The organism is Neobacillus driksii, from assembly GCF_013409995.1.
Classification (GTDB): domain Bacteria; phylum Bacillota; class Bacilli; order Bacillales; family Cytobacillaceae; genus Neobacillus; species Neobacillus driksii.
Genome location: NZ_JACCBX010000006.1, coordinates 277,796 through 291,927, shown reverse-complemented (window position 1 = coordinate 291,927; position 14,132 = coordinate 277,796). Strand labels below are relative to the sequence as shown.

General features: G+C 37.3%; 11 protein-coding genes and 1 riboswitch. Of the genes, 2 read left to right on the top strand and 9 right to left on the bottom strand.

Annotated features, from left to right (window positions below; all coding sequences use genetic code 11):
* Window positions 1–22 precede the first annotated feature (22 nt).
* The 6 genes from F4694_RS15585 to F4694_RS15560 form a co-directional block, all read right to left on the bottom strand.
* Window positions 23–1,630, bottom strand: a complete 1,608-nt coding sequence (locus F4694_RS15585; RefSeq protein ID WP_179599749.1) for an ABC transporter substrate-binding protein — start codon at window positions 1,628–1,630, stop codon at window positions 23–25.
* Between the two features lie 167 nt (window positions 1,631–1,797).
* Complete coding sequence (locus F4694_RS15580) at window positions 1,798–2,853, bottom strand: LLM class flavin-dependent oxidoreductase (protein ID WP_179599528.1); 1,056 nt, start codon at window positions 2,851–2,853, stop codon at window positions 1,798–1,800.
* Between the two features lie 164 nt (window positions 2,854–3,017).
* Window positions 3,018–3,386, bottom strand: a complete 369-nt coding sequence (locus F4694_RS15575) for a hypothetical protein (protein WP_308806350.1) — start codon at window positions 3,384–3,386, stop codon at window positions 3,018–3,020.
* Between the two features lie 184 nt (window positions 3,387–3,570).
* A complete protein-coding gene (locus F4694_RS15570) occupies window positions 3,571–4,473 on the bottom strand; it encodes a LysR family transcriptional regulator (protein ID WP_179599526.1) in 903 nt (300 codons plus the stop codon).
* A 192-nt stretch (window positions 4,474–4,665) separates the two neighbouring features.
* Entirely contained in the window at window positions 4,666–6,150 is a 1,485-nt protein-coding gene (locus F4694_RS15565) for an amino acid permease (protein ID WP_179599524.1), read from the bottom strand.
* A 173-nt stretch (window positions 6,151–6,323) separates the two neighbouring features.
* Window positions 6,324–6,466, bottom strand: a riboswitch (cyclic di-AMP (ydaO/yuaA leader).
* 117 nt (window positions 6,467–6,583) lie between these two features.
* Entirely contained in the window at window positions 6,584–6,736 is a 153-nt protein-coding gene (locus F4694_RS15560; protein WP_218895695.1) for a hypothetical protein, read from the bottom strand.
* A gap of 278 nt (window positions 6,737–7,014) precedes the next feature.
* On the opposite strand from F4694_RS15560, the gene F4694_RS15555 reads away from it, so the two are divergent.
* Both F4694_RS15555 and F4694_RS15550 read left to right on the top strand, forming a co-directional pair.
* Window positions 7,015–7,740: a uracil-DNA glycosylase family protein gene (locus F4694_RS15555; RefSeq protein ID WP_218895682.1), complete on the top strand. Its 726-nt coding sequence runs from the start codon at window positions 7,015–7,017 to the stop codon at window positions 7,738–7,740.
* Window positions 7,741–7,753: 13 nt separating this feature from the next.
* Complete coding sequence (locus F4694_RS15550; protein ID WP_179599518.1) at window positions 7,754–8,494, top strand: metallophosphoesterase family protein; 741 nt, start codon at window positions 7,754–7,756, stop codon at window positions 8,492–8,494.
* Between the two features lie 49 nt (window positions 8,495–8,543).
* On the opposite strand, the gene F4694_RS15545 is transcribed toward F4694_RS15550, so the two are convergent.
* From F4694_RS15545 to F4694_RS15535, 3 genes are all read right to left on the bottom strand, one after another.
* Complete coding sequence (locus F4694_RS15545) at window positions 8,544–9,503, bottom strand: aldolase catalytic domain-containing protein (RefSeq protein WP_179599516.1); 960 nt, start codon at window positions 9,501–9,503, stop codon at window positions 8,544–8,546.
* Window positions 9,504–9,697: 194 nt separating this feature from the next.
* Entirely contained in the window at window positions 9,698–10,915 is a 1,218-nt protein-coding gene (locus F4694_RS15540) for an MFS transporter (RefSeq protein ID WP_179599514.1), read from the bottom strand.
* Window positions 10,916–11,267: 352 nt separating this feature from the next.
* Entirely contained in the window at window positions 11,268–14,108 is a 2,841-nt protein-coding gene (locus F4694_RS15535; RefSeq protein WP_179599512.1) for a family 78 glycoside hydrolase catalytic domain, read from the bottom strand.
* Between the last annotated feature and the right edge of the window lie 24 nt (window positions 14,109–14,132).

The window sequence follows — 14,132 nt, the reverse complement described above, 5'->3', positions numbered from 1 at the left end:
ATGTATCAGCTCCTTCTCTCTTTTATTCAATACTTACATCATTGAATAATGGATAGCCTAATGCATCGAATGTAATACCATTTACTGTTTTAGAGGCAGCAACCGTATATGGAAATACATAAATTGGAATGATCCACGCATCTTTAATAATTTTTTGCTGCGCTTTTTTATAAATTTCTTCACGCTTTGCCTGGTCAAGCTCTGAAGTTCCTTGTTCTAGCAACTGGTCTAATTCTGTGTCAGAACCTCCAGGTAATCCTTTAAAAACAGCTTCCTCCTCTGGTGTTCGTGTATGGTAGATCGCACGAAGCGCATTTGGATCAGAATTCACTTGGCTGTTTCCATATAAATCGTAATCAGCGTTCGTATAGATTACCGACGCAACGTCTTTTGTAATGTTAATCTCAACCTTGATTCCAATTCTTTTTAACTGCTGCTGGACAATGACAGCAATATCATTTCGTTTCTCACGATTAGGTGATCCGTCTACATAATTCAATGTAAGCTGCTTACCATCTTTTACACGAATACCATCTGAACCTTTTTCATAGCCGAGCTCGTCAAGAATTTTATTAGCCTTGTCGATATCTACTTTCACACTGCCTTCGAGTGATTTATCATATCCTACTATCCCAGGGGTCAGCGGTGACCAGGATCTTTCGTATGTGCCTAAGTATAATGTCTTTACAATCGAATCAACGTCAATTGCAAGTTGAACAGCTTGACGGGCCTTTACATTATTCCAAGGTTCTTTTCTTTGATTGAAAAAGAGTGTATATGGCAAGCCTATTGTGTTTACAGTAAGTAATTGTGTTTTAGGATCATTCTTTAAGGAAGCAATATTTTGTGGTGGTACTGTTTCAGCCGCAAGCACCTGTCCGCTTTGCACACTGCCAATTCGTGTTGCCTCTTCCGGAACAATTTTAAAGCTAATTTTATCCAAGTAAGGTTTTCCTTTGTTTTCTACGTTAGAAGGTCCCCAATTGTAATCACTATTTTTCTCAACTTGAATGTCGGCATTTTCTGTCCAATTAACAAATTTAAATGGTCCAGTCCCCACTGGGTTTTTACCAAACTGATCACCATATTTTTCTACCGCAGTCGGTGAAACAATCCCGAGCTGGTTTTGACTTAAGTTACTTAAGAATGCAGTAGAAGGCGTTGCAAGGTTAATTTTTATCGTATACTCTTCTAAAACTTCTGAAGACACGTAAGGTCGAAGAAGACTTAGTGCATTTCCTGATTTTGTTTTTGGATCAATAATACGATCAAAACTGAATTTTACAGCCTCAGCGTTAAAGGGTGTCCCATCGTGAAATTTCACGTCTGCGCGCAATTGAAATATATAACTTTTTCCATCCTCCGAAACCGTCCATTCCGTTGCCAGCCATGGTTGGATTGAACCATCCTCTGCTTGAATAACTAAGTTATCAAAAATGGTGCGGAATACACGTCCCGCTACGGCTAAACCGCTTCGATGCGGATCAAGTGAATCGGGAGATGTTGCGAGAGCATAGGTTAATTCCCCACCTTGTTTAGGTTGTGCATCGGCCTCTTTGTTTGTTTCTGCTGAACTATTTTTTGTACTAGCACTATTTGCACAACCAGATAACAGAAGCAATAACGCCATTGAGATAGAAATAACCTTAGTCCAATTTACTAGTTTCACATCAAACGCTCCTTCTCAAATTTTAAAATGGAAGTCTTACAAACTACTTCGCAATGTAAAATTTTTTCATATTATTTATACCCGAATACTCGGAATTAAAATATAATATATCCTTAATTAAACAGTTCTCACTGGTTTAAAAATATTCTACTTGCAATATATGGGTACTCTCCTCTAATCTCTATTCCCGTATTTCGTTTCGTGTTAAGCGGACTTAACAACTGAAATGATTTAATTCTTTCTTCTTCTTTTTCTACCGGTGTATGTATAATAAATTCATCCACTTGATACGTTCGATAAAGTTTTTCTAAAATTTCGTTTACATAGTCAGGGGTTCCAGCCACAATGTCTGCTTTTTGTTCTGTGATTTCAAATGGTTCCCCCGACTGCTTCCCAAACACTTCTGCTTGCTCAATAGTTTGTAACGTTACCGAGCGACCGCTCTTCAGATGGACTTTAACAATTTTTCTGTCTCCTGCCAGTTGTTTAGCTTCTGATTGAGTTGAAGCAGCTATAACAGCCAAGGAGATGATGAATCTTCCATTTGGATAACCATCACGATAAACCTTTGCCGCCTGTTCAATTACCCTTTCATCACTATTAATAAATTTTGCAAATACAAATGATATCCCCTGTTCTGCCGCAAGCTGAGCACTATTAGCACTTGCACCAAGTAAAAAAATTTCAGGTTTTTTCTCGGGAATCGGTGTTGCTTGAATTCCAGTAAGAGGGTGTTCAGCATCAACAGAATTTTCAATTAATTCGTTTAAAAAAGAAAGCCGTTCAGAAAAGTCCTTTCCATCATTAACCGTGCCATACTGGAGGGCCTTTGTTGATAATGGAAGCCCTCCTGGTGCTTTACCAATTCCTAGATCCACTCTTCCCGGAGCGAGAGTTGATAAGACATGGAAGTTTTCAGCCACCTTATAAGGGCTATAATGCTGAAGCATAACACCCCCTGAACCTACTTGAATTGTATTTGTTCGAGCTAAAATATACGAAATTAACACCTCAGGAGAGGAACCTGCCAATTGATCTGTATGGTGATGCTCTGATACCCAAAAACGTGAGTAGCCCCATTCTTCTGCTTTTTGAGCCAATCGAACGGTATTCTGTAACGCATTAAAAGCCGTGCTCCCTGGAAAAATGGGACTTTGATCTAAAATACTTAGCTTATAGCTCATGTTAATTCTCCTCCACGATTTTATTCCGACCTAATTGATAAGAAAAGTGTGTTTTGTATTGATTCTCATCCTATCACCGAAAACAATAAATTGGCAATACTTTACTCGATAGGAAAATATTTGATACTAATAAAAAAAATCTATCAATTAATCTTTAAATTATCTCATTTACTTGGTTTCTTAAGGGGGATTACATTGTTGCTTTGACCAAAATCATTCATAAATTCATTTAGCCTTTTGGAGAGACCTCCATGACCAAAGCGGATAAATTTAGGTTGTTTTTCTAACATATCGTCTTTGACAAAATCCAAAAACGCCAAAATCTGAATTCTACGGAAATGAATATTGACAATTCCATATTCGTAAAACCATTGATCAATCGTATTATATACACCTCTGTTAACCTGGTACTGTCGATTGCACCAATTGAAAAACTGTAAATCTGGCAAATTTAGATACTTACTTGTTTCAAAGAAATTTTCCTTTTTTGCTTCTACAAATACCCTCGAATGGTTATTATTTTGCGTTGTCACACTAATCATCCTTTCTCTTTATATCCAATAATACTCACTTGAATAGTAGGAATTAAAACGGTGCGTTTCCCTCTTTTATTAAGAAATCATTGCTTGTTATTTTATTGTGTTTAATCCTATCACCTAGAAGATTGTAATGGCAATAAGATAGCTGATAGAAAATTGTAATCTTTACATGAAAAAATTAAATAAAAGTCAGGTCCCTTTCCTTCTCAAATTCTCTAACAGACCGAAGAATATCATTCCAGAGCTCGGGGTACATAAATCCATTATTCAAGTGTGTGGCAAAAATATGCTGGTTAATTTGAAGAATATGAGAAACATCTACTTCAATTAGGCTGCCTCTCACAAGCTCATCTTTCATGCACAGGGATGGTAAAAAACCGATGCCATTTCCACTTAGAATAATAGATTTTGCTACTTCAAGATGGTCGACTAAAAATTCTATACGAGGATTAACATTTGCCATCTCAAATAATTTATGGATCCGATTCCAGTCAAAAGCGCCGCATTCGAAAAAAACCATAGGTTCGCTGGCTAACTGCTGAACAGATAAGTTCTCTAGGGATTGAAAGGAATGTCCAGGATAAACGACCAAGCGGACAGAATTGTTTAGAAGCTCAAGCTTTTGTATTCCACGATGAGTAACATCCTTCATAAAGGCGATATCAACCTGCTTCTGAAGAAGTTTATCCAGCAATACATCGTTTGTCGCTGAATGAAATTTAAATCGTAATTGAGGATTTGCTTTCTTTAAGAAAGGAAGCGCAAAAGGAATAAAGTATTGTGATGTAATACTATTAGCCCCAATCACAATTTCATCAGGATTATCTTCCTTCTTCAATCGCTTCTTCCCTTGTTGATAGGTACCAATAATTTGCTCCGCGTATGGGATAAATGCTTTTCCTTCCTCAGATAGTGTCAAACTTCTCCCGTTACGCAAAAACAATTCGATTCCAAGATCTCGTTCTAACGTTTTGATTCTCGCAGTAACGGTTGGTTGTGATAAATATAGTGCTTCAGCTGCTTTATGAACACTCTCCAAATGTACTACATACATAAAAGCTTCAAGATGATCAATATTCATTTTCCCAACCCCTTTCTAACTTTATTAAATAAAAAAGGCCCCTTTACGCGGAATGCGTATAGGAGCCTTTGGATGTCCAATCGGCAAATGAAAATTATTTATGAATTTTCTAAATTCTACTCCAATTAATCCAATAAGTAAAGTAAGAAATGCACTATTTTTTAAATCATTTTGTCAAAAAGCGAAATTTGATTAATTATATTTCTTATCAAAGTCAAACTCCACTTCTTCAAGTTTAACCACTTTTGTTTTCTTTATCAGTTTATAGCCAAAATATAAACTTAGGAAAAACGGTATGCCTAAGTATGCCGCTACCACACCGCCCCAATCAATTTGGTCGGCAAGAAAAGCTTGGAAATTTTGAGCTAATATAACGATAATTCCACAAGCAATTGCGAAGATTGGCCCAATCGGAAACCATTTTGCCTTATACGGCAACATGTCAAGCGAATACCCTTGAGCGATAAAGGCTTTACGGAACCGATAATGACTGATAGAAATACCGAGCCAAAAGATAAATCCTGTTATACTGATTGCGTTCATTAACCAAATATAGACCATGCCATCACCAAAAAAGGAAGCTAAAAAGGCAAGCGCACCTATAGCACAGGTTAGAATTATACCTGCAACCGGAACCCCCCTGCTGTTAAGTTTTCCAAAAATCCGTGGTGCTTGTCCTGCTTTCGCCATTGAATACAACATGCGAGTTGAAGCATATAAACTGGAATTACCAGCCGATAATACCGCCGTTAAAATAACCGCATTCATAAGTGAAGCTGCAAAGGCAATCCCTGCTTTTTCAAAGATAAGGGTAAATGGACTTACCATTACATTATCATTTTGTAAATTCGGATTAGTATAAGGAATCAGGAGACCAATCACAGCAATTGCCAAAATATAAAAAATTAGAATCCTCCAAAAAACACTTTTAATCGCTTTCGGGACATTTTTTTCAGGATTCTCACTTTCTCCCGCTGTAACCCCTACGATTTCCGTTCCTTGGAAAGAAAAACCTGCTGCTATAAAAACAACAAAAACACTTAAAATACCGCCTGAAAAAGGAGCTTTATCAACTGTAAAGTTTTTAAACCCTACTGCTTCCCCTCCCATAATTCCGAAAATCATTAGTAAGCCAACAACGATAAAAATAACAATCGCTGATACTTTAATTAGGGATAACCAATATTCCCCTTCCCCATAACCCTTAACAGATAAATAGTTTAATAGAAATATAAGTGCTAAAAATGAACCACTCCAAACCAACGAAGGACTATCTGGAAACCAGAATTTCATGATCATGGTAGAGGCAGCCAGCTCAGCTGCAATGGTCATCGACCAGCTAAACCAGTAAGTCCACCCAATCGCAAAACCAAATGCTGGATCCACAAATTTCGTTCCATACGTGCTAAATGAACCGCTGACTGGCATAAAGGCAGCCATTTCTCCTAAACTAGTCATGATAAAAAAAACCATTGCTCCCACTATCGCATACGCTAGTAATGCTCCCCCGGGGCCGGCTGAACTGATTGCTGCCCCGCTGCTTAGGAACAATCCGGTTCCAATCGCACCTCCGATTGATATCATGGTTAAATGCCTGGATTTTAACTCACGTTTTAATGTCTGTTCCTGTTGATTTGCAGATTGCTGGAATCTTTCAATTTCGCGTTCTGGTAACATTTACTTCAGCCCTTTCATTTTTTAGTAGAAAACGGTTACAAACGGAAGGATACTTTCTTTTTGATAATTAATGTCCCCCTCGTAGGAAAATCTAGTAAAGGAACAAAAAAGTGTCTACAAGCCATGGGTAAATAGACTTGTAGACACCTAACGAATCGTGCCACAAGTTCCACCTTCCTTCTCATAAACGCTTACGAGGTTAGCTGTCGGATTCGGGCCTCCTGAGTAGCCCTACCTTAAAAAGGATTCACCCCTTGGACTGAATACAATCCAGTATGGTTCCCCCGTGCCTAAACGGTTTCAGCGATTAAGAAATTTGAAACTATTTTCAATATTATAATAGTTGCTATTTTAAGAAAAGTAAAATATTTTTTTACAAAAATATAAAATTGCCTGAGTCTGCCTAAAATACTGACTATTTCAGTTAAATATTTTATTCAACTACATCAAAATCATTATAGTAAATCACTTCACTAAGAAATTTACACCCTTTTATACTCTTGAAAGTAGCTCTTGCTTCTTCTTGATTATCAAACTCAAACATTTGAATACTCTCTCCTGAATACACCGTAATGACCCACATCAAACATCCCTCGCTTCAATTTTTTTATAATAGAACTAAACCTCCTGAGCACCTCCGGTGATTTTCACTATTGGCAACATAAAATTGTTTTATATCTTGTTCTTCTATAATGCAATAAGTGTGCCATGATGGTTCCGATAAGAAATATACATTTTATTATTCCTTTACGTAGATTCACCGCAAAATTTTTTTGCCCACGCCAAATTATTTTGCATAATAATGTTTATATCGTGTCCACAAAGGTCACCTTTGTAAAAGAATTGGAGGTCATATTAGTGGGAATGGTTACTGAAGCAAAATTTCAATTATATAAAGAAAAAATATTGTCTCTAGACTTGCCTTTATACGATCACGATCTTTTAAATTCAACATTTTTATTGGAAAAAGATGAAAAGAAAAAACTTGAGGTTTATTACACACCATTTGACTACATAAATGAGAAAGCTAGGGTAGTTATTGCAGGGATTACACCTGGACTTCACCAGATGAGAAAAGCTTATACAACAGTCATTGAGAATAGACATTTAAATGATGAAGAACTCCTTCATAAGGTGAAAAAAAGTGCTAGTTTTGAGGGAACGATGAGAAATAATCTCATAGCGATGCTAGATGAACTTGAAATACCAAGACATCTGGGTATTTCTTCTTCAAGCGAACTTTTTGGTAAAGCTAATCATCTTGTCTACACTACCTCCATACTCCCACATGCTGTATTTTTCAATCATCAAAATTATAATGGTTCACGCCCAAATATTTTAAAAACTGAAATGCTATTGGACTATGTAAAAAGATATTTTATTAAAGATATCTCTAGGATTGAAGATCCACTAATTATCCCTTTAGGAGTGAATGTAAGCAAGGTACTTGACCATTTTGGCAATAATACACATACTTTGAAGGGATTCCCTCATCCTTCAGGGAGTAATGGTCATCGACATAAACAATTTCGAGAAAATAAACAGGAAATGAAGAGACAAATCGAGAATTATTTTTATATAAATCGTTAGGAGTTTTGTAAACATGGATAAAATCGCTATTATTTCAGACATTCACGGAAATATCCCTGCACTAGAATCGGTCCTTGAGGATATCGATTCTAGACACATTAAAAGAATTATTTGTTTAGGTGATATAGTTGGTAAAGGACCACAATCAAGCATAGCAATACAAATGATCCAAAAGCATTGTGAAATGGTGGTTCGAGGCAATTGGGATGATTTCTTTCCTAAACCCCAAGAGTCTAACACAATCAAATGGCATCAAAACCAATTAACGAAAATACAAATGAATGATTTAGAAGAACTGCCGTTTTCAGTAGAGTTTATGATGAGCGGAAAACTAGTCAGAATGTTTCATGCTTCACCGCGGAGTGTATATGAAAGAATACAACCGTGGGACTCTCTTGAACGTCGCTTAAGTATGTTCGAAAACACAGAACACACAGAAAATATCTCAGGAGAAAGAGATCCAGATGTAGTTTTTTATGGAGATATTCATAATGCCTATCAGCAAACTATTAAAGGTAAAACATTATGTAACGTCGGCAGCGTAGGAAATCCGCTTGATCTCACTCAAGCCTCCTATGCCATTCTTGAAGGAGAATATAACCAAAGCGAAAATGGAGTATTCTCGATACAGCTTGTTCGAGTTCCATACGATATCGAATCATCCATACAAATAGCGAAAGAGATGGAAATGCCTGAGCTTGAGGAATATATTCAGGAATTAACTACAGCAAAATATCGGGGATTAAAAAAGTGAACACAAAACAAGTACCTCTATCATGAGAGGTACTCGTTTTCTGTTTAACCTATTTCGTCGCTGGAGAAACAGAGACTTCTGGTGATGTTACCTTGTCGTAAAAATCAACGAATTTATCACGATCGGCGCTGTCACGGTAAGCCATGGCGACACGTGGATGTTCATTTAGTACACCAGAAATCATATAAGGAATAATGTAACCCCACTCCCATTTTTGGCGCATTTCCAGCATGTGCTTTTCGATCATTCCTAGTACTGGCTTCAGTTCATAGCTTGGCTTTTGGATGTAGCTGACAAGAAGTTCTGTGTTACAGTTACCTGCAGCACGTCCCATGCCGTATACAGAAGAATCCAGGTATGTAACCCCGTTGTTTAATGCCGCTAATGTATTGGCGAATGCTAACTGCATGTTGTTATGTGTATGAATTCCAAGCTGTTTGTTAGGGATCAACTCTTGGAATTTTTTTACCTGGTGCTCAATATCTGTTGGATCCAAGCTTCCGAAAGAATCAACGATATATACAACATCTACAGGACTTTCCCTCACCATATCAAATGCTTTGGTAAGCTGCTTTTCTGGTACGCTCGATAAAGCCATAATATTAAGGGAAGTTTCATAGCCCAAATCATGAAACATTTGTACAAGCTCTAACCCTTTATCTACTTCTCGGATGTAGCATGCCACTCTGATCATATCTAAAACACTTTGTTCGCGTGGTAAAATGTCATTCGGATCGACACGGCCAATATCGACTAGAGCAGAAAACTTCGTGAATTTTTTCTCAGGGAAGATTTCTTTCAAAAAGTTATCGTCGAGAAATCTCCATGGATTTGGCTCAGTGGCATTCAGTAGTTTTGGGGAGTTTTTGTAACCAATCTCCATGTATTCAACACCAGCTGCACTTAAGCTATTATACAAGTCTTGAACAAATTCAACACTGAAATCCCAATTATTAACTAAGCCTCCATCTCGAATGGTGCAGTCTAAAATTTTGCTACGATGTCCCATGAAAGTAATTCCTCCTGTAAATCCTATTTTGTCATTATTTGTAAGTCAAATACTTTAAAGTACTAAATTCTTACTGTGTTTATATCATGTTTCATTCGGAAGAGTCAATCTATTTTCCAAAAATTCATTTTTTTTACAATGAAAAAGCCATCCCCTCCTAACTGCAAGTTTGAGAGAATGGCTTTTTGATTTCCTTATACTGCTTCAGAAAAAGTAGTGATTTCTTCTTGTTTACTGTTTCCTTTTTGCAAACTAATCATTGCTATAAAAGAGATACAGTATAGTAATGCTAGATACGTCATTGCTACCGTTACATTTGCATGCTGCAGAATGTATCCTACTAAGATAGGAGATAATCCCCCTAAAGCCCTGCCGAAGTTAAAAATCGTATTTGTTGCCGTACTACGAATTTCTACTGAATAATACTTACTAATTAATGCTCCGTAACCTGCAAACATTCCATTCGAGAAGAACCCAACAATTGCACCGCCAATTAGAAGTCCTGTGCTGCCTGAAGCATAGGAATAAAGGAAGACCGCTACAGCGGAAGCTGCTAAGAAGATTCCATAGGAGCGTTTCATTCCAAAACGATCCATAAATTGTCCAAATGTTAACATACCTGCAATCATTCCTGCAGCGGTACTGATCGTCCAAAGCGCCGAACTTGAAACCGATAATCCTTGGGATTGTTGAAGCATGGATGGCAGCCAAATCATTAAACCATTATAACCTGCGATTTGAACGGTTGCCATGATTGCTAATGCGATGGTGGTTACTGTAATTCTAGGAGTAGCAAATAGTTGCTTTAATTTCCCTTGCTTCTGAACTGGTTGCTTTTTCTTTTGTGACGCAAGCCATTCAGGTGATTCGTCTAGTTTCTTTCGTACGATAAAGGCGAATATTACTGGGGCCAATCCAACAAAAAACAATCCTCTCCATCCCAAAGTCGGAAGGATCATCGCACTAAGAAGTGCTGCAAGGATAACCCCGTATTGAGCACCGACACTAACGTATGAAGAAGCACGCCCTTGTTTCTTCTTTGGCCATGCCTCAGCAACAAGCGCCATACCAATCCCGTATTCTCCACCTGCGCCTAGGCCGGCAATAAACCGAAATAAGTATACTTGTTCAATATTTTGTGCGAGCCCGGTTAAGGCAGTACCGATTGCAAATAATAATATCGTATAGGTGAAAACTTTAACTCTTCCGAATTTATCTGCTAAAACACCGAAAATAACTCCCCCGGCGAGCATTCCTAAATTAGTAATAGAAGAAATAAGTCCACCAGCTGTCATATCAATATGAAACTCCGCAATAATCATCGACATGGCAAAGGATATAAACATGATATCCATGCCCTCTAGTGTTAAACCTGCTACTGATGCCACTACTGTTTTTTTACGATAATCCATTCTTGTTGTTCTCCTTTCGAGCCTCACAGGACTCAGATTAAAAGATTTGAGTGAAAAAAAATGCCCTTTTATCCAAAGGACAAAAAGGCATTCATAGACATAATAAATATGTATGAAGTATACTTCGCCTTTTTGGCCTCTCTGGACCAGATTTAAAGGGATTTAATTTCAACTAATAGTAACATGATAATAATTAGGTGACAATATATTAATAAAATAAAATTTTAATTCTTTATCAAAAAAACGCACAAGTTGAAGTCACTGCGCGGTTCAAAAGTCATAAAATATATTCATATTCCTCAATAAGTCATTCATCTTTCCATTCGAAATAAGCTAGTTTCCCTTCTACCTTTCAAACACTTCGGTAATATTTACCATTCACCTGAACTTTGGTGTTTGTACCTGTTATAATCTCCGCTCCTACTTCTTCTGGCAGCGTAATTTGCAAATCAATATAATCCCCTAAATCTTTACAGTAAATATCAATCTTACCATGAGGAATCGGCACAGATCCCTTCATCCACTTTAAGCCATTTAAATTCGGAGAAATCGCTACTTTTGAAAATCCTGGTTCTAGTGGCTTCACGCCTAAAAACAATTCACCAAAGATATAGGTTGGGGCTGCAGACCAGGCGTGACAATGACTGCGGCTGAAGTCACCTTCGATTAATTCCCAGCCTTCCCAGCATGTTGTCGCGTCATTTTCCAACATAAAACCATAGATTTCCCGGATATTATTTAATATCATCTCGTTCTCACCTAAACGCATTAAAGCCTGGTAATAGAAAAAAAGAACAAAAGGACTTTTTATTTGCACAAAATCTTTTGGCGGTTTTCTTAAATATTCCTCGATTATTTGCCTGCGTTGTCCTTCTGCGCAATCAGATAAATAAACGATTAAATTGGTTTGGATACTCCGAGTTTTAGATTTTTCTCCATTCTCATGAATACTATCAATAAAAACTTTTCCCTCTTCATCCCATAAATGTTCGTTTATTGCCTGTTTTAAGCTATTTGCTAGCGTCAAAAAGTTGGCTTCATCTTTATGTTCTCCAATGGTCGAGGCCAGGAAAGCGGTTTGTCTTAGAGCATCGACTAGTAGAGCATTTTGATGGGTTACAATTTTATGTCCTGTATCCATCGGGGCCCAATCTAACATGTTCCAGGCATAAATTTCCACTAACCCATCTTCATTCATAAATTCTTGAAAACGTTGAACGGTCAGCTTTAGTTCAGGGTAGACTTCTTTAATAAATTCTAAGTCACCGGAATAGCGATAATATTCCCTGCAGGCCATCATCCATAAAATAGACCATGCCGTTAATACATTTTGCCACCCGCTTGGCACATGGGATTCTGGCAGTGGAGAACGATAAACGGATCTAGAAATTAATCTTAAACATCGCCTAACAAGATCATAGTTTCCAAATGCATAGTAATTCATCAGTGAGATGTTATATGAATCACCCGTCCAAAGAGCCTGTTCATAGGCTGGGCAATCAATGATCGTATCCTGAGTACACATACGTATCGTGTGCTTTGAAATTTCCCATATTTGGTTTAATTGATAATCAGAACTGCTAAAGGATCCTACATTTCCTGTTGGGAATGTAGTTACATCTACTTTAATTTTATAGATTTTACAAGGACTTTTAAGCTTTCGTATCGTAAGCAGCATATAGCGGAAACCCCTAGGGATATAGGATCGATAACACTGCCGGCCGTCCCTCGAGATATAACGCAAGGAATTATTCAATGAAAAAGTATGCTCGATTCTTCCATCCTGATGGATACTTTCAAACAAGAAAAAATCGAAAATGGTTCCTCTTTCAGCTTCTAATTCAAATTCTATATATCCTAAATATTCCTTTCCAAAATCTATTAGGTATTCTGTATCTCCTTGTTCCAATGGTTGAACATTTGTAAAACTATGATTAGCTGCAACCATATTTTGATGCTGGAAGTTAAGAGAATGGGTTCCTATTTCTTTTTTTAAAATCGAAAGAAGACTTACATTATCAGTACAAACATGGTTATTTGGAATGTCCTTAATCCGCTTTCTAAATAATTCTAATTCACTTAGCGATGACAATGACTTTACTTGTAAATATTCCTCTGTAGGTGGGAGTGAACTTTGAACTGGTTGCCCTATTTGCAGTCGGGTTTCTGTATAAAATGGTCCAATGACCGAAAATCTAGAATCGTTATGGGAAAAAGGTGCTTTAAATTCTACCTTTTCAGGAAAATCAAAGGCTAAATGAATAGTTGGTTCGTGAAACGACCCTCCTACATCTACTATTAATAAGTTTGCATCTTTTCTTAAATTAACAGTTTCATATTTTCCATTATGCGTTTTATAGTTTACCCCGTTCAGTTTAAACTCCCATTTTGCTTCTGCATGTGCGTCAAAAGACAGGGTCATAAATCCAGCAACATCATCATTGGCTTGGATTTCAGTTACTACATAACCTTGAATTATTTTTCCAGAGTTATTATCGAATTGACCCGGAAAAAAGGAAGGTTTTAAATCAATCGAAAAGTGCTGAGGAATCGGTTTCACTTCTTTACGTGCTAGAACACTTTTTGGATATATAGGTTCATTGGTTAGATGGGGTATATCCCTAGGGACGAGATTTTTCCAAGGACTCATCCCATAAGCACCAATAATTTCAGCATTGTGCCAAGAAGAATCATCAAAATGAAGCTGTTCCCAATTACTATCAAATAGCTCTGCATGATAAATTTCTGCCCACGATAAACAATTAGACATTTTTACGGATTCTTTAATAAATCCATCATGATTGGAGGTTTTCCAACTTTCATCTGTTAGGATCTGATCAATCACCTGATTGTTTTGATAGAAATCAATTTGGGCGATTAGTCCACCGCGTCCTTCTATATAATGCATGGTTCCAACACCGTAATGGTTTACTAAAACCGCAATGACATTTTCTCCTTCTTTTAAGCCGCTTAAGTCGTACTCGTCAAAATACCATTCGTTTGTCCAGCCACGAACTGGCCCTGAACCTATAAGCTCACCATTTATATAAACGGTATACTTGGTGTCAGCGGATAATGATAATGTTGCATTTTCAGCATCGGAAGGAACCGTGAATGTCCTTCTAAAACAAGACCATTGATTTCTTGGATGTTCACCGCTCTGATCCCAAATCCATTTTGCTTTCCATTCCATTTTGTTCCTCCCCATTGGAAAAGA

Coding starts and splice junctions, on each gene's coding strand:
- F4694_RS15555 (WP_218895682.1), top strand. CDS start 7,015: ATGGTTACTGAAGCAAAATTTCAATTATATAAAGAAAAAATATTGTCT.
- F4694_RS15585 (WP_179599749.1), bottom strand. CDS start 1,630: ATGGCGTTATTGCTTCTGTTATCTGGTTGTGCAAATAGTGCTAGTACA.
- F4694_RS15535 (WP_179599512.1), bottom strand. CDS start 14,108: ATGGAATGGAAAGCAAAATGGATTTGGGATCAGAGCGGTGAACATCCA.
- F4694_RS15565 (WP_179599524.1), bottom strand. CDS start 6,150: ATGTTACCAGAACGCGAAATTGAAAGATTCCAGCAATCTGCAAATCAA.
- F4694_RS15550 (WP_179599518.1), top strand. CDS start 7,754: ATGGATAAAATCGCTATTATTTCAGACATTCACGGAAATATCCCTGCA.
- F4694_RS15540 (WP_179599514.1), bottom strand. CDS start 10,915: ATGGATTATCGTAAAAAAACAGTAGTGGCATCAGTAGCAGGTTTAACA.
- F4694_RS15580 (WP_179599528.1), bottom strand. CDS start 2,853: ATGAGCTATAAGCTAAGTATTTTAGATCAAAGTCCCATTTTTCCAGGG.
- F4694_RS15570 (WP_179599526.1), bottom strand. CDS start 4,473: ATGAATATTGATCATCTTGAAGCTTTTATGTATGTAGTACATTTGGAG.
- F4694_RS15545 (WP_179599516.1), bottom strand. CDS start 9,503: ATGGGACATCGTAGCAAAATTTTAGACTGCACCATTCGAGATGGAGGC.